Source organism: Serratia sp. BW106, from assembly GCF_002607755.1.
Classification (GTDB): domain Bacteria; phylum Pseudomonadota; class Gammaproteobacteria; order Enterobacterales; family Enterobacteriaceae; genus Serratia; species Serratia proteamaculans.
The window spans coordinates 23808-39831 of the sequence record NZ_MCGS01000049.1; the positions used below are offsets into that span (position 1 = coordinate 23808).

11 protein-coding genes are annotated in these 16024 nt (G+C 55.2%); 5 read left to right on the forward strand and 6 right to left on the reverse strand.

The window, feature by feature from the left end; genetic code table 11:
* Positions 1 to 18 precede the first annotated feature (18 nt).
* Positions 19 to 2052: an AsmA family protein gene (locus tag BEI65_RS24415; RefSeq protein ID WP_099065455.1), complete on the forward strand. Its 2034-nt coding sequence runs from the start codon at positions 19 to 21 to the stop codon at positions 2050 to 2052.
* Positions 2053 to 2084: 32 nt separating this feature from the next.
* Here the strand turns inward: BEI65_RS24415 and BEI65_RS24420 are convergent, their stop codons facing one another.
* The 3 genes from BEI65_RS24420 to yhjD all read right to left on the reverse strand — a co-directional run bounded on the left by BEI65_RS24420 (position 2085) and on the right by yhjD (position 5627).
* Positions 2085 to 2849, reverse strand: coding sequence for a CDP-diacylglycerol diphosphatase (locus BEI65_RS24420; protein ID WP_232519155.1), 765 nt, complete (start codon positions 2847 to 2849; stop codon positions 2085 to 2087).
* A gap of 107 nt (positions 2850 to 2956) precedes the next feature.
* Positions 2957 to 4279 (reverse strand): MFS transporter, encoded by a 1323-nt coding sequence (locus BEI65_RS24425; protein ID WP_099065457.1) that lies wholly within the window; start codon positions 4277 to 4279, stop codon positions 2957 to 2959.
* A gap of 328 nt (positions 4280 to 4607) precedes the next feature.
* A complete protein-coding gene (gene yhjD / locus BEI65_RS24430; protein WP_085119945.1) occupies positions 4608 to 5627 on the reverse strand; it encodes an inner membrane protein YhjD in 1020 nt (339 codons plus the stop codon).
* 340 nt (positions 5628 to 5967) lie between these two features.
* Here yhjD and BEI65_RS24435 point away from each other — a divergent pair, with 340 nt between their 5' ends.
* Entirely contained in the window at positions 5968 to 6834 is an 867-nt protein-coding gene (locus tag BEI65_RS24435; protein ID WP_085119944.1) for a crotonase/enoyl-CoA hydratase family protein, read from the forward strand.
* 16 nt (positions 6835 to 6850) lie between these two features.
* Here the strand turns inward: BEI65_RS24435 and pdeR are convergent, their stop codons facing one another.
* Complete coding sequence (pdeR, locus tag BEI65_RS24440; RefSeq protein WP_099065458.1) at positions 6851 to 8845, reverse strand: cyclic di-GMP phosphodiesterase; 1995 nt, start codon at positions 8843 to 8845, stop codon at positions 6851 to 6853.
* Between the two features lie 561 nt (positions 8846 to 9406).
* On the opposite strand from pdeR, the gene spy reads away from it, so the two are divergent.
* Positions 9407 to 9907, forward strand: coding sequence for an ATP-independent periplasmic protein-refolding chaperone Spy (gene spy / locus BEI65_RS24445; RefSeq protein ID WP_099065459.1), 501 nt, complete (start codon positions 9407 to 9409; stop codon positions 9905 to 9907).
* Positions 9908 to 10032: 125 nt separating this feature from the next.
* On the opposite strand, the gene BEI65_RS24450 is transcribed toward spy, so the two are convergent.
* Together BEI65_RS24450 and BEI65_RS24455 are read right to left on the reverse strand one after the other, a co-directional pair.
* Positions 10033 to 10866, reverse strand: a complete 834-nt coding sequence (locus BEI65_RS24450) for a phosphoenolpyruvate hydrolase family protein (protein WP_099065460.1) — start codon at positions 10864 to 10866, stop codon at positions 10033 to 10035.
* A 12-nt stretch (positions 10867 to 10878) separates the two neighbouring features.
* Complete coding sequence (locus tag BEI65_RS24455) at positions 10879 to 12096, reverse strand: Tm-1-like ATP-binding domain-containing protein (protein ID WP_099065461.1); 1218 nt, start codon at positions 12094 to 12096, stop codon at positions 10879 to 10881.
* Between the two features lie 326 nt (positions 12097 to 12422).
* On the opposite strand from BEI65_RS24455, the gene BEI65_RS24460 reads away from it, so the two are divergent.
* Entirely contained in the window at positions 12423 to 13058 is a 636-nt protein-coding gene (locus tag BEI65_RS24460; protein WP_099065462.1) for a TetR/AcrR family transcriptional regulator, read from the forward strand.
* A 407-nt stretch (positions 13059 to 13465) separates the two neighbouring features.
* Positions 13466 to 16024, forward strand: a 2559-nt coding sequence (locus BEI65_RS24465; protein WP_198404507.1) for a S8 family serine peptidase, incomplete at its 3' end; no start/stop codon positions are given.

The window sequence follows — 16024 nt, forward strand, 5'->3', positions numbered from 1 at the left end:
CGCGTTCAGGGAGCCGTTATGACAAAAACAGGAAAAGCATTCACTTGGGTTGGCGGCATTGTGCTGCTAATCATCGCCGCGTTGGTGGTCTTGGTGCTGACCTTCGACTGGAACCGTCTCAAACCAACCATCAATGACAAGGTGTCGGCCGAGTTACACCGTCCGTTCGCCATTCGTGGTGATTTGGGCGTGGACTGGTCGCGCGATAAAGAGGAAGGTAGCTGGCGCGCCTGGGTGCCGTGGCCGCGCATTCATGCTGAAGATGTCGTACTGGGCAACCCGAAAAATATTCCTGGCGACAGCATGGTGCAGTTGCAACGCGTCGAGGCCAGTATCTCGCCGCTGGCGCTGTTGGGTAAAGAGTTGCTGATCCCGCGTATCTGGCTCAAGCAGCCAAATGCCAGTTTACAGCGGCTGGCTAACGGTGAGAATAACTGGACCTTTAACCTGGCCGGCGATCCTGACCAACCCCCGTCCGCCTGGTCGGTGAACATTCATGACATCGTTTTCGACCGTGGTCACATTGCTTTCAAAGATGCCACGCTGAAGGCTGATTTTCGCGCGGAGATTGATCCGCTCGGCAAACCTTTGCCGTTTAGTGAGGTAACCGGTAAAAAGAGTGCCGGTACTCAGATCCCTGCCGACTATATCTTTGGCTGGAAGGTGAAGGGCAAATACAACGGCGAGCCGTTGTCGGGCAGCGGCAAGATGGGCGGCATGCTGTCATTGCAAAATGCCGAGGTGCCGTTCCCGCTGCAGGCCGATGTGCGCTCCGGTTCCACCCGGGTGGTAGTGGCGGGTACGCTGTCCGATCCGATGAACCTCGGTGGGTTGGATCTGCAGCTTAAATTCTCCGGCGACAGCCTGGGCAATCTGTATGCCCTCACCGGGGTGCTGCTGCCGAATACCCCACCATACTCCACGGATGGCCACCTGATCGCCCGGCTGCACGAGAAAGGCGGTGCGGTGTTCCAGTACCAGAAGTTCGACGGCAAAATTGGCGACAGCGATATCCACGGTGATTTGAAATATGTCGCCAGTAAACCACGCCCCAAATTGAGTGGCGAAGTGCTGTCAAAACAGCTGCGTTTTGCCGATCTGGCCCCGCTGATTGGCGCCGACTCCAATACGGAAAAAGCCGGTCGTGGCGAGAAGAGCCGCCAGCCGGCCGGAAAAGTACTGCCGGTAGAGAAATTTGATACCCAAAGCTGGCAGGTGATGGATGCCGACGTCAAATTCACCGCCAAACGCATTGAACACGGTAGTTCACTGCCGCTGAGCGATCTCTATACCCATCTGCAACTGGATAACGGCGTTATCCTGATGGATCCGCTGCGGTTCGGCGTGGCGGGCGGTAACCTCAATTCTACCGTCCGTCTCGACGGCAGTAAAAACCCGATGCAGGGGCGGGCAGATATGCATGCGCGTAAATTCCAGCTCAAGCAGTTGCTGCCGGATGTGGGATCGATGAAACGCAGCCTGGGACAACTGAACGGCGATGCCAAACTGACCGGCAGCGGTAATTCGGTGGCCGATCTGCTGGCAACCAGCAGCGGCGATCTGCGCATGGTGATTAATAACGGGGTGATCAGCCGCAGCCTGATGGAAATCCTCGGGTTGAACGTCGGCAACTATCTGGTGGCGCAACTATTTGGTGATGACGTCGTGGGGATAAACTGCGCGGCGGCGGATGTCGGTATCCGTGACGGCGTGGCGGCACCGCGGCTGTTTGTGTTCGACACCGAGAACGCGATTATCAATATCAGCGGCAATACCAACTTCGCCACGGAACGGCTGGACCTGTCCATCGATCCGGAAAGCAAGGGCATGCGGGTGCTGACGCTGCGTTCGCCGCTGTATGTGAAAGGCACCTTCGCGCACCCGGATGCCGGTGTGAAGGCCGGCCCGCTGATTGCACGTGGTGCGGCGGCGGTGGCACTGGGCGTGGTGCTGACGCCGGCAGCGGCCCTGCTGGCACTGGTTTCCCCCAGTGAAGGCGGTGAGGAAAACCAGTGCGGGAAAATTCTGCAGCAGATGAAACAGAAGAAATGATCACGAAAGCCCGCTGATAACCCGCGGGCTTTTTACTTCAGTACCTGGCAATCATGATCCTGGATCTCTTCCGCCGAGGCCAGGGTAAATGGTAGCAGGCTACGCTCGGTGGCCAGCAACAGAAAATCGCCGCCCGGCAGCGCCGTCATCGCCAACCCAAAGCTCCCCATGCGACCGTCTGCGCGTGCCACGCCCGCCGCCAGCAGGCGGAAAGCCCCCTGTTTTTGTAACTCTTCGGGCGTTACCCGACGCACCAGATAATCATGGCCCAGCAGGCCGCCAGGTATTGGCTCCCACTGTTCGTTGTAATCCGCCGCGTACTGCGCCAACTGCGTTTTTACCGACGGCAGCAGGCAAGAGATATGAATGTGCAACTGATTCTGGGTCCGGCCATAGGCTGAATTAATCGCCAGCGAAATATTGGCGTCGTCGATCGCCTTGCCGTACTTATCGGCCATAAAGTGCCGTGCCTGCCAGGCTTGCTCAAAGAAGTTTGGGGTCGTGGCAGCCAGCACCTCGGGGCTTTCAATACCGGTGATTCTGGCGCTCGGCATCAGCAGATACTGCAGCGGCCCATTGCGGTCTTTGAACACCACAAAGCCGGCCTGTGGGTCAACCTGCGCACAGGGTGCCGGATTATTATGCGCCTGCTGATTGGGCAGACACTGTTGGCTGACGATGCGCCACAGCGCGCTCGATTGGGGTGGTTTCACCCATATCCAGAGCGCCCCAGCTATCGCGATGGCGATCATCACCAACGGCGCAACGTACAAAAACAGTCTGCGGCGCAGAGACATTATTGATTTCCGTTTCCATGAAAGGAGAAGCGTTCAGCATAGTCTGATTTTATGACAGGAGACAACGCGGGAAGTGCGGCCCCACAGGAGGGGCCGCCTAAGAAGGGTTACAGTGACTGGTCTCGGGTTTCTTTCATTAGCAACAGGGCGATCAGCGTGAGGCAGGCCATGGAGGCCAGATACAGCCCGACATAAAACAGACCGTAGTGGGTTGCCAGCCAGGTGGCGATATAAGGCGCGACTGCCGCCCCGAGGATCGACGCCACGTTGTACGAGAACGACGCCCCGGTATAACGGACTTCGGTCGGGAACAACTCCGGCAGCAGTGCGCCCATTGGGCCAAAGGTCAGGCCCATGATGCTCAGGCCGCACAGCAGGAAGCCCATCACCAGCGCCTGGTTACCGGAGCCCAGCATGCTTGGGAACAGGAAGGCGAAGGCGATCATCAGCAGGGTGATGACGATCATGGTCTTGCGGCGACCAAAGGCATCTGCCAGCAGGCCGGCAATCGGCACCATTACGCCAAAGCCAATCACCGCCACCATCAGCATCCACAGGAAGCTGTTGCGTGAGTACCCCAGCCCCAGCGGGGCCGCCGTGGTGCCGTAGGTCATCGAGTAAACCGTCATCAGATAGAACAGGGTATAGGTCGCCAGCATGATAAAGGTACCGAGGATCGTTGCCTTCAGGTGTTTGCTCAGCAGAGTGCCGAGCGGGATTTTCACCTGCTTGCCGGCTTTGGCCACCTTGGCGAACACCGGCGTTTCATGCAGCGATACCCGCACATACAGGCCGATCAGCACCAGCGCGGCGGACAGGATAAACGGCACGCGCCAGCCCCATTCCATAAACTGTTGGTCCGTCAGCAGCCAGGAGAGCAGCAGGAAGGTGCCGTTAGCGAAGAAGAAGCCGATAGGTGCGCCCAACTGCGGGAACGAGCCGTACAGCGCACGCTTCTTGGGTGGGGCGTTCTCGGTGGCCAGCAAGGCGGCGCCGCCCCATTCCCCTCCCAGACCCAGGCCCTGACCGAAACGCGCCAGCGCCAACAGGATAGGGGCGAAGATGCCAATGGTTTCATAGCTTGGCAGCAGGCCGATCAGCACGGTGGAAATCCCCATGGTGAGCAGCGAGGCGACCAGCGTCACCTTGCGACCGACGCGATCGCCAAAGTGGCCGAACAGCGCCGAGCCAATTGGACGTGCAATAAAGGCGACGGCAAAGGTGGCCAGCGATTGTAGCGTTGCGGTGGTGGGATCGCCCTGCGGGAAGAAGATATGCGGGAATACGATCACCGCCGCGGTGGCGTAAATATAGAAATCGAAAAACTCGATGGCGGTCCCGACCAGCGAGGCGACAATCACTTTTCCGCGTGAGTTAACCGGTGTTGACGCGTCGTCGGCGTCCAGAGTTGGTGCGATGGAGGCTTGCATAATTTTTCTTATATTTTGAATTTGTAAAAATCCATCTTAGTCATAGCAAAATGCCTTTTCAATGATGAAACTTTGTACAATGCCGTAATTAACCGGTTAAAAAGCTTAATGTTTCATTGGTGTGTTTATGCGTGGTTTTTAACGTTGCCAAATGAATGATTCGCAGACTGAACATCTGTAAAAGCCGGAAAGAAAAGTTAGCCTGTAGTTTGTTATGCTGGGTTTGGCAGGTGTGATGGTGGTTTTTTGGTTTTATATGCTGGTTTGTTAGCTTAAAGTTGGAATAAAAAACCAGCCACCAGAGAGTGGCCGGTATGATTGCATTGCTTCAGGGTGCGGATTGTTCGGACGTTGGCAGGGTTTTATCTTCTTTATACTGCGCAGTGGCGATCCAGGCGGCGCAGAATAGCGTCAGGCGGGCAAAGAAATAGAAAAACGCCATCAGCCCAATTACCGAACCAAAGGCGGCACCGGAGGGGGATTTTGCCACCTGTGGCAGCGTCATGGTCATCACAAACTTAATCACTTCGAAACCAATGGCGGCAAGTAACGTGCCGCGCAACAGCGCCTTTTTCTTCGGCTTATGCCGCGGCAACATCCAGAAGATCCACAGGAACAGCAGGTAGTTGGCAAAGATGGAGATCGACAGCGCAATCAGCGTCATCGCCGGCCGCAGCCACTCGATGCCTTCCAGACCCAGCGCCCGGACAATCGCCGACTGTGCCGAACCGGCGATGGAGGTCAGCGTCAGGGTGATAATCAGCGCCACTACCAGACCACTTAGCGAGACAAAGTCGCGGGTGTATTTGAAATAGATTTTTTCCTGATCCTGCGGATTACGTTCCCAGACATCCCGCGATTGCGCGCGGATCGCCTCACGCAGGTTACCCATCCAACTGATCCCCGAATACAGCGCCAGCGCCAGACCGGTCAGCCCGACGGTGGTGCGTTGCTGAATGGCGGTATTGACGGTGTTTTTCAGCGTGCTGGCCAGCGTAGGGTCACTGATGCTGCCGACAATTTTATTAATTATCCCGGTCAGCAGGTCAGGATTGGATGCCAGTACAAAGCCGACGGCGGCAAACGACACCATCAGGATCGGGATCAACGAAAGAAACGAGAAATAGGTGATGGCGGCGCCGAACTGGCTACCCAGACGATCGTTAAAGCGTTCGGTGGCGCGCAGCAGGTGAGCGATGCTTGGCCAGGCCTTGATACGTTCAACCAGGCGTGAAAAACCGGAGATGCGCCGATCAATATTCTGGTGGCCGGTTTTGATGGCGATCAGCGGCTTTTGCGGCGCTTCACTGTTGGGCTGGCGGGGGTCTTTATCTGATCCTGTAGGCATTACGTCACGATTTCCTTAACGATAAATAGGCTCTCTCAACCTTGATTATAGCCAAAAGGCGCGCTGATTTGGCCGCCGGGTTGGGCAACAGGCTAATTTGTGAGCTTAGCGCGTTCGTTCCCCGGGTGAAATGTTACTCCCCGCCGATAGGTAAAATTCTTATATCAGTCGCGTGCCAGCACGCTTTTTTTCGTTCATCGGCCTCCAATTTTTATCTGTTTCATCACTAAGAAAGCGTTTACTCATGATGTGGCGCTGCGGTTTACCTGCGGCAGCATCACTGCAGCCGTAGGGGCTGGAACGGTTTCACCTGTTATCACTGGATAAAATGGAAGGTCATATGAAATTACTTAATCACCCCACCTGTCGTCCGTTTACCGAAGCGGGCAATTTGACACAAATCTCCGCCTACTATGAGGAAGAGCGGCACATCATGTGGATGCTGCTGCGCGCCGAACCGCGTCCTTGCTTCAATCAGGCGTTAATTGAAGACATCATGACGCTGGCGCAGGCGGCCAAAGAGTCATCATTGCAGTTTGATTTTTGGGTTACTGGCTCGCTGGTGCCAAATATGTTCAACGTGGGCGGCGATCTGCAGTTCTTCGCCGAGGCGATTAAAAACCGCAAGCGTGAGGCGATGATGGCTTACGCACGTGCCTGTATTGATTGCGTGCATGCGGCGGCACGCGGGTTTGATACCGGCGCGGTCAGCATCGCGATGGTGGAGGGCAGCGCGCTGGGCGGTGGCTTTGAGGCGGCGCTGGCGCACCATTTCGTTCTGGCGCAGAACAATGCGCGTATGGGGTTCCCGGAAATTGCCTTCAATCTGTTCCCCGGTATGGGCGGCTATTCGCTGGTGGCGCGTAAGGGAAACATGCGTCTGGCGGAAGAGTTGATTTGGGGCGGCGAGTCGCACACGGCGGAATGGTTTGAAAGCCGTGGCCTGGTCGATCAGTTATTCCAGCCCGGCGATGCCTACGTGGCTACCCGTACCTTCATTGATACCATTCGGCCCAAACTGAACGGCATGCGTGCCATGCTGCGAGCCCGTCAGCGGGTGTTGCAGTTAACGCGTTCGGAACTGATGGACATTACCGAAGACTGGGTGCATTCGGCCTTCACCATCGAGGAGAAGGATCGCGCCTATATTGAACGCCTGGTGATGCTGCAGGATCGCCACACGCTGAACCTGCGTCGTGCCGGCTAACGTTACCCTGCCCGCCTCACGCTGAGGAAGATGGCGGGCGATAAGACTGCAGCCAATGTTCCAGCTGTTCCGGGAGCATTGGCCGCGCAAACAGGAACCCCTGTTTTTCATCCACGCCGATTTCATCCAGGAATCGGTTCTCGCTTTCGGTCTCCACACCTTCGGCGATCACCCGGAATTTGAGCGCTTCGGCCGCCGCCACGATGGCGCGCACCAGCGACTGTGAAACCGGATTATCATTCACGCCCCGCACAAAGCTTTTATCCAGCTTAATGGCATCCAGCGGAATACGCGCCAGTTGCGCCAGCGAAGAGTAGCCGGTGCCAAAATCATCAAGATGAACCTGTGCACCCAGCTCACGTAGCCGGGTAATCACTTCGCGTGCGCGTTTCTCATCTTCAATCAGGCTGCTTTCCGTGAGTTCGAAGTCCAGCAGGCAGGGGGCCAGTTGATTTTGCAGTAACACCTGTGCCAAATCCTCAACGATAGAGTCATCAACCAATTGCCGGGCGGAAAGATTGACCGCGACCCGCAGTTGCAGCCCTTGTCGTTGCCAGTGAGCGGCCTGTTTGGCGGCGGTTTGCAGCACCCAGCGGCCGAGTGGGCCGATCAGGCCGGACTCTTCGGCGTAAGAGATAAACTGCAGCGGTGGGATCAGACCGCGCTCGGGTGAATCCCAGCGTACCAGCGCTTCCACACTGCAGACTTTGCCGCTGATCGCCTCGATTTTTGGCTGGTAATACACCACCAGCTGGTTTTGCTCCAATCCCTTACGCAGGTTGGTATCCAGCCACATGTATTCCGCGACGCGTTTGTTCATTTCCGGCGAGAACACGGTATAGGTCCGTTTGCCGTGCTCTTTGGCGACGTACATGGCGGTATCGGCGCTGCGGATCAGGCTGTCGAGATCGTTGCCATGTTCTGGACACAGCGCAATACCAATAGAGCAGCCGGTATAAACCTCGATTAGCCCTATACGGAACGGCGTTTTCAGCCGGTCGATAATACGTTGAGCCAGGCGTTGCAGCATCTCGCGGTCGGCCTGCTGGGCCAGCACCAGAAATTCATCACCCCCCAGTCGGGCCAGGGTTTGGTCCTCAGCCAGACAGCCGAGCACTGCCAGCGACACCTCTACCAGTAAACGATCGCCGAACATATGGCCGTAGGCGTCATTAACCTTTTTAAAGTTGTCGAGATCGAGATACACCAGCCCAACGTTGCTGCCATCGCGTGCGGCGATCGACTGGGTGATTTTGTCCTGAATGGCATTGCGGTTAGGCAGGCCGGTGATGATGTCGGTATTGGCCAGCACCCGCAGACGTTCCTGGGCGCGACGCTCTTCGGTGATATCGGTGCCGGAGCAGATCAGAAAGACTTCATTTTTACCGCTGCCGCTGTGAACGAACTTGTTGCGGAACAAAAACAGCCGCTCGCCCTTTACCGTTTTGATCCAACGTTCCACCTCATAGGACGACCCATTACGGAAAAAGCCGGCGATGTTGCGCCGCGATGCCGAAGCTTCCTCCGGGCTCATAAACAGCTGAAAGACGTTTTTACCAATAACATCATGTTCGTGCAGGCCGGTGTACTCTTCACTCAGACGGTTGAAGCGCTGAATACGGCCATGCTGATCGACAATCACAATCACAGAGTTGGCTTCAGATACCACCTGTTCGGCGAAAGAAAGGCCGTGCACCAAATCACGGGCGACCGATTGGGTATCGCTGAAGGCGGAAGCGGTGCCCGCCCACTCCAGATTGTTGATTCTGCGCCCGACCAGATGCAGGTGTATTGGCTCACCGCTGATCGTGATGGTGATATCAAGGCTGGCGGTAATGCCACTCAGGCGACGGATTTTTGCTGCCTGCATGGCGCTGAGCGCCACGGCCATATGGGTTTTGCCTTTAACTGCCGACAACGCCAGGGCGTTGCTGTCAAACGTCAACCGCCAATAAGGGCTGTTGGTGCCGAAGTGGGCGTTAAGAAGCATAGGGCCTTGGTCTGCGAACATGATGATTCCTCAAAAGGGCACGACAGCCAGGTCTGTGCAAGGAGCGCAGCCGCAGGTTATTGGCCCGGGAGTGGCCGTAGTGCACGTATCTCCATCATATAACACGTTTTTCACCGGTGGGGGATGAAACTATTATATAAGCAATAATTAGTTTTGCTCTGTAATCGTTCGATTACTCCCTTGCCTTAGAGTGTATGTGAGAACCTGAGGTTTCGAGAGATCCATGCGATCTCAGCGCATTGGTACGGCTATCAGCTTGTTGCAGGGCGGTTGTAGCACAGAGGTCTACATTATAATAAAGTGGGCCGTTGGCAGGAGTAATCCTATAGAATTAAACTCCATGTTGTGGTGAGTTTTATGTGATGGGAAACCAAAATTTCCAGTTAATACACATTATCTTCATAATTCATTCATTATTGATGAATAAAAGTGTTTCGGGCTTTAATAAATTTACACTCCATCGCATTACTATATATTTATCGGCCTATTATTATCTCCGACGAAAGATGAGCCTGTTCACGTACAGCGCTCCTGATGAAGAATAATTTTAAGGAAATGATTATGCGTAAACTGACCGCTTTATTTGTCGCTTCTACTCTGGCTCTGGGTTCTGCTTCTATGGCTTTCGCAGCCGATACTACGGCGGCGCCGGCCACCACAGATGCCACACCGATGAACATGAAAATGATGCACCACAAAGGCGAAGGTAAAGGTGGCCCGTTTGCCGGCCTGAACCTGACCGAGCAGCAGCGCCAGCAAATGCGCGATATCATGAAAGAAACACACCAGAAGCGCGGTGAAGGGACCAAAGATGAGCGCCAGGCGCTGCATAGCATGGTGGCTTCCGACAGCTTCGATGAAGCCAAAGCGAAAACCCAAATTGACGCCATCAGCAAAGCGCAGTCCGAACATATGCTGGAGCGCGCCAAAGCTGAAAATAAAATGTATAACCTGCTGACCCCTGAGCAGAAAAAACAATACAATGAGAATTATCAGAAACGCGAACAGAAAATGATGGAACACATGAAAAACATGAAGTCGAAAATGACGACTGCACAGTAATAATTTCATGTGGTAAATAAAAAGGGCCAGATTAATCTCTGGCCCTTTTGCTTATCTCACTGCTACTTCACTTCCCGTTAAAAACGGGTTTCCCTGGTGTTGCGCGCGAGTAAGCTATTTTCCCATCAATCTCTGTTAATTTTTTTAAATTGACGAGTAGTCTCGGTTAAAGCGAGCTCCGTAGGTAGGCGTTCCATCGAACTGGCACCATAGAAACCATCAACTAACGGGCAGTGCTGCATGATATAGGAAGCGTCTTCAGGCGTGGCTATTGGGCCCCCGTGACACAGGACGATGACGTTTTCGCGAACCTGCTTGGCGGCCAGGGCCCATTCGTTAATCAGAGATACGCAATCAGCCAGTGTCAGCGCCGTTTCTGCGCCAATGCTCCCACCGGTTGTCAGCCCCATGTGCGGGACGATGATATCTGCACCTGCTTCGGTCATTGCGATCGCGTCTTGCGCATTAAAAACGTAGGGGGTGGTCAGCAGGTCTTTTTCATGCGCTAGCCGAATCATATCCACTTCCAGCGCATAGCCCATTCCGGTTTCTTCCAGATTGGCGCGGAAGTTGCCGTCAATCAGGCCCACCGTCGGGAAGTTTTGTACACCAGCGAAGCCCGTGCTTTTAATTTCATCAAGAAACTTATCAAAGTGGCAAAAAGGATCGGTGCCGTTTACCCCAGCTAAAATCGGGGTGTGCTTAACTACCGGCAAGACTTCTTTGGCCATGTCCATCACGATTTCGTTGGCATTACCGTAAGCCAATAGGCCAGCCAGGGAACCGCGGCCAGCCATACGGTAGCGGCCCGAGTTGTAAATGACGATCAGATCAATACCACCAGCCTCTTCACACTTGGCCGATAGGCCGGTGCCGGCACCGCCACCGATGATCGGTTCGCGGCGGGCAATCATTCCCCTGAATTTGGTCAGTAATGCCTGTCGAGTGTGTTTGGCCATGTGTAACTCCAATCAAAAAGAATGAGAGATCTCCCGGAAATGCAGCACGGCGGTGTCGGCAAAGCGGGGATCGTTGATGTTGTAAGGGGTCTTGATCAGACTCTGTTTCTCTGTGGGCTGCCAGGTTGCTTCCAGTGCGCTGACGAAGGCGGCCAGCGCCTCAGGATCCCAAAAGGCTTGCCCTGGGGCATCAAGTGCTGAAACACCTCCTTCAGGGATCAGGAAGCGAATCTCCCCTGCGCATGCGTTCAACTTTTCACCGATCCAGCGGCCCATTTGGGCATTTTCTTCTGGCGTAGTGCGCATTAGCGTCACCTGGGCATTATGGTTGTAGAACTGGCGTTCAGCGTAGTGATCAGGAATGGTACCGGGATGACCAAAGTTGATCATATCCAGAGCACCGCAGGACATGACACAGGGAATGCCGGTACGGGCTATCGCGTCGAAGCGATCTTCTGTGCAGGCCAGCACGCCGCCAAACAGATGGTCACAGACCTCGGTGGTGGTTAAATCGAACACCCCGTTCAGCAGATGGCTGTCGACCAGTTTTTCCATCGCCTGGCCACCGCTGCCTGTCGCATGAAATACCAGGCAATCCCACTCATTTTCAATTGCCGCAGTCACCGCCTGAATACAGGGAGTCGTGACGCCGAACATGGTAAGTCCAACGGCGGGTTTACTGTCGGTATCAACCGGCGTAGCAAATCGAACGGCACCGGCAATTTGATGTGCGGCGTTACCTAAAACGAGGCGGGAAATACGGTTGAGCCCGGCGACGTCGGTAACCGAATACAACATGCCTATATCACTGGCGCCGACATAGCCGGAGGTGTCACCGGAAGCCATGGTCGACACCATCAACTTTGGCAGGCCAATGGGTAATTGCTGCATGGCGGGCGTAATCAATGCGGTGCCGCCGGAGCCCCCGAGGCCAAGCAAGGCTGCAACGTCCTGCCGTGAGAGCATAAATCGCTCGAAAGCAATGGCCATGGCGGCAATGGCTCTCCCGCGATCGCCACAAAATACGGCGCTCTCGCCTTCAGGATGATAGCTTGCAACCGTGGCTGCGGAAATATCGGCAGGGTGGCAGGCCGGGACATGATGAGTCGATAAGTCGACGGTTAGCGTGGGTAGTCCAGTATCAGCGATCAGGCTGCGAACATAAGCTAGTTCTCGTCCTTTAGTGTCCGCTGTCGTCGCAATATAGATGATTGCCTGATTATTGTTCATTAGCCTGTTCCTGAATTATAGGTCCGGATGGCCGCCACGCTTTTTAATAATTTTATTATAATTTAATTAGTTATATAAATTGAATCCCTGGTGTTGACTAAGGTTGCTGAGCGTAGTCGGTGAATTCAACATCATAATGAGACTGTCGTATCATTTATGCAAGTGGGTTTGGTATGAAAATGAGATTGATGTCTCATTCAATAAGTGAAAGGACAGATTTGCGTCTTCTCCTGGATAGCGCAGAGTCCGGCAAGTTTGTTACAGTGGGTATATTCGCCTGAGCTCTTGTTCTGGCCTGCGTTATATTGGTGAGAAAGAGGTCCGCTGTGCCATTAACCCTACCCCAAGATTTGACCCATACCCGAGCCAGAACTCGCAAGCTGTTGCTCGCTAGCGCGATGGTATTGTTTGATGCTGGGGCCTTTCCTTCCATTACTGAATTGGCTCAGCATGCGCAAGTTTCCCGTGCGACGGCTTATCGCTACTTTCCCACCCAGAGTGCATTGATCACTGCGGTGGTTGCCGAGAGTTTGGGGCCCATTCTTGAATGGCAACCGACAGACCATGACGCTGGGACACGCATCCAACAATTATTGAGCTTTGCTTATCCGCAAATGGAACAACATGAGGGGGCTTTGCGCGCTGCATTGCTGTTGTCTCTTCAGCAATGGGCCGAGGCACAATCCAGCACCATTAAACCGATTGAAAAGTTCGTCCGCGGCAACCGCAAACGCCTGCTGAACCTGGCGGTTGAACCGTTGCAGGATAAACTATCGCCCGAGGCGTTACAGCGGGTGATTCATTCTTTTTCGCTGATCTATGGTTCGGAAGTTTTCCTGGTCCTGAAAGATATTTGGGGTCTGGATCTCGGTGGTATTCAGGATGTGACGCAGTGGATGGCGAAAGCCATAATTCGTCAGGCCGAGGAAGATGCGATGAACAGCAGAAAACCGCTAGCATGATAGTCCAATTTTTACTGCCATTCTCGGCGAAAACCAGCACATTTCACTGAGTGAGTATTGGCAATAGTTATAATTAAAATTGATAAAAAGAGCATCTTAAGCATTGTTGAACAGGCCGCAGGGGAGATACCCATGCGGCCTTTTTTGTTTCTATTATCCTTATTTATCATTTGATTATATTTCATCCTCAGCACGATAAATTCACGCTTCTCGCTGGCTTAAAGCCATCGAAGATCCTTATGTCTTTCCCCTTTTTTACTCGATCCTCAGGCTCCCGTTTAGATCATCCAGCGCCTTGACCCATTAGGCGCGCTTGAGATTGTTGTGCTTTATTTATTTGGTGTTACGAAACTGTTACACAAAAAAATCAATAAGACATTTGCAAACAACAATGGACGGTATCTGGGATGGAAAATAGACGTAAAGGAGTCAAGCCTGTTCAGGCGGCCTTCGGCTGGCCTGAAATTGGTGTTAATCGCGCACAGTGGAGTGCTGTGCTTTTTTGCCTGGCGGCGATCGGTGGAGCGCAGGCTGCACCTTATGTAGAGAGCGGTAAGCCGGGTGATCCTTCAAGTTGGCGTAGTAATGAATTCAACGCCGAATGGGGCCTGGGGGCGATCCACGCCGATCAGGCCTACGCCGCCGGTTATAGCGGGAAAGGCGTAAAACTCGGCATTTTCGATCAGCCGGTGTATGCCAAACACCCGGAGTTTGCCAGCCAGAACAAGGTAATCAATCTGGTGACTACCGGCATCCGCGAATACACCGATCCCTATATTCCGGTGAAAAAAGGCGACGTATTCCGCTATGACGGCACGCCGAGCGTGGACTCCGACGGCACGCTGGGTTCACACGGTACCCATGTGGGCGGCATCGCTGCCGGCAACCGCGATGGCGGCGAGATGCACGGCGTGGCGTTCAACGCACAAATCATCAGCGCGGAAAACGGCGATCCGGGCCCGGAGGACGGCATCATTCTCGGTAATGATGGCGCGGTGTACCAGGCCGGCTGGGATGCGTTGATCGCCAGTGGCGCGCGCATTATCAATAACAGTTGGGGCATCGGCATCACCGAGAAGTTCGATCAGGGCGGCAAGGATCCTGCCTATCCCCACTTCACGCTCGCCGATGCGCAAAAGCAGTTCGATCAAATCAAACAGATCCTTGGCACCAAAGCCGGTGGCGCTTATCAGGGCGCGATCGATGCGGCACGTAGCGGCATCGTTACCATTTTTGCCGCCGGTAACGATTACAACCTGAATAACCCGGACGCCATGGCCGGCCTGGCCTATTTCGTGCCGGAAATCGCCCCCAATTGGCTGTCGGTCGCTAGCCTGCAGGATCCGAGCAACACCGGCGATTACAGCATCAGCAGCTTCTCCTCACGCTGCGGTTATACCGCCAGCTTCTGCGTTGCCGCACCGGGGACCAAGGTGTACAGCTCGATCATCGAAGGCAACAGTGTAGATAACCTGACCACCGGTTACGCCAAATACAGCGGGACTTCGATGGCGGCACCGCACGTGGCAGGCAGCATTGCGGTGCTGATGGAGCGCTTCCCGTACATGACCGGCGCACAGGTTGCCTCGGTGCTGAAGACCACCACCGTTGATATGGGCGCTCCGGGTATCGATGCGCTATATGGCTGGGGGATGATCGATCTGGGCAAGGCGATTAACGGCCCGGGCATGTTTGTCACCGAACAAGATATTCCTGAGGAGTTCCGTGTTAGCGGTGCCTACGGCCCGGAACAGTTTGTGGTGAATTTACCGGGCGTCGGCGCGGTGCTGGACAAGGGCAAACCGACCGAACGCGTGTGTGACGATACGCATTGCGGGTTGGATGTCTGGAGCAACAACATTTCCGGCCACGGCGGCCTGACCAAACAGGGCATCGGCACATTGGTACTGACCGGCAATAACAGTTACGCGGGGCCGACATTGATCAATCAGGGCCTGCTGGCGATTAACGGCTCGGTCACTTCGGACGTCACGGTGCAAAACGCCGGTGTGCTGGGTGGCTCCGGTACTGTGGGCTCACTGACCGCCCGCAGCGGCGGTACCGTGGCGCCGGGTAACTCGATCGGCACGCTGAATGTGGCTCGTAACGTCAGTTTCGAGCCGGGTTCCCGTTACGCGGTGGAAGTGGCCCCCAACGGCCAGAGCGATCGGATCCAAAGCAACGGATCGGCGACGATCGGCGGGGGCGAAGTGGCGGTGCTGCAGGAACAAAACGCCAACCTGTTGTCGCAAGGTAGCGTGAGCAGCTTGCTTGGTCGCCAGTACAACATTCTGACTGCTCAACAAGGCATCAGCGGGCAGTTTGCTTCCACTTCAACCTTCTCTCCCTTCCTGGACGCCGATCTGACTTACCAACCCAATCAGGTCACGTTGAACGTCGGTCGTAACGACACCAGTTTCGCCAGCGTGGCAGCAACCCAGAACGAGCGTGCGGTCGCGGCAGCGGCAGAGGCATTGGCGGCGGGCAATCCGGTGTACGAGAGCATCCTCAATGCGGGATCTACAGGGGAAGCCCGTCAGGCGTTCCGTCAGTTGTCCGGGCAGATCCACGCGGATATTGCCTCGGCACAGGTCAACGACAGCCGTTACCTGCGTGATGCGCTGAATGGCCGCCTGCGGCAGGCGGAAGGGCTGGCGACCTCGCCGGACATCAAGGCTGACGATGACGGCGGTGCCTGGGCGCAGTTGCTGGGTGCCTGGGACCATGCGTCGGGCGATGCCAATGCGACGGGCTATCAGGCTTCGACCTACGGCGTGCTGGTGGGGCTGGACTCGGCATTGGCGGATGACTGGCGCCTGGGCGTGGCGACCGGTTACACCCGCACTTCGCTGGACGGTGGCTATGGTTCGAATGCCGACAGCGACAACTACCACCTGGCGGTGTACGGCGGCAAACAGTTCGGTGAGCTGGCGCTGCGTGCCGGCGGTGGCTACACCTGGCACCGT

What these genes read in the sequence shown, in the direction of transcription:
- yhjD (WP_085119945.1), bottom strand. Translation starts at nt 5,627, where the DNA reads ATGCCTACAGGATCAGATAAAGACCCCCGCCAGCCCAACAGTGAAGCG.
- pdeR (WP_099065458.1), bottom strand. Translation starts at nt 8,845, where the DNA reads ATGTTCGCAGACCAAGGCCCTATGCTTCTTAACGCCCACTTCGGCACC.
- BEI65_RS24425 (WP_099065457.1), bottom strand. Translation starts at nt 4,279, where the DNA reads ATGCAAGCCTCCATCGCACCAACTCTGGACGCCGACGACGCGTCAACA.
- BEI65_RS24455 (WP_099065461.1), bottom strand. Translation starts at nt 12,096, where the DNA reads ATGAACAATAATCAGGCAATCATCTATATTGCGACGACAGCGGACACT.
- BEI65_RS24450 (WP_099065460.1), bottom strand. Translation starts at nt 10,866, where the DNA reads ATGGCCAAACACACTCGACAGGCATTACTGACCAAATTCAGGGGAATG.
- BEI65_RS24420 (WP_232519155.1), bottom strand. Translation starts at nt 2,849, where the DNA reads ATGTCTCTGCGCCGCAGACTGTTTTTGTACGTTGCGCCGTTGGTGATG.
- spy (WP_099065459.1), top strand. Translation starts at nt 9,407, where the DNA reads ATGCGTAAACTGACCGCTTTATTTGTCGCTTCTACTCTGGCTCTGGGT.
- BEI65_RS24435 (WP_085119944.1), top strand. Translation starts at nt 5,968, where the DNA reads ATGAAATTACTTAATCACCCCACCTGTCGTCCGTTTACCGAAGCGGGC.
- BEI65_RS24415 (WP_099065455.1), top strand. Translation starts at nt 19, where the DNA reads ATGACAAAAACAGGAAAAGCATTCACTTGGGTTGGCGGCATTGTGCTG.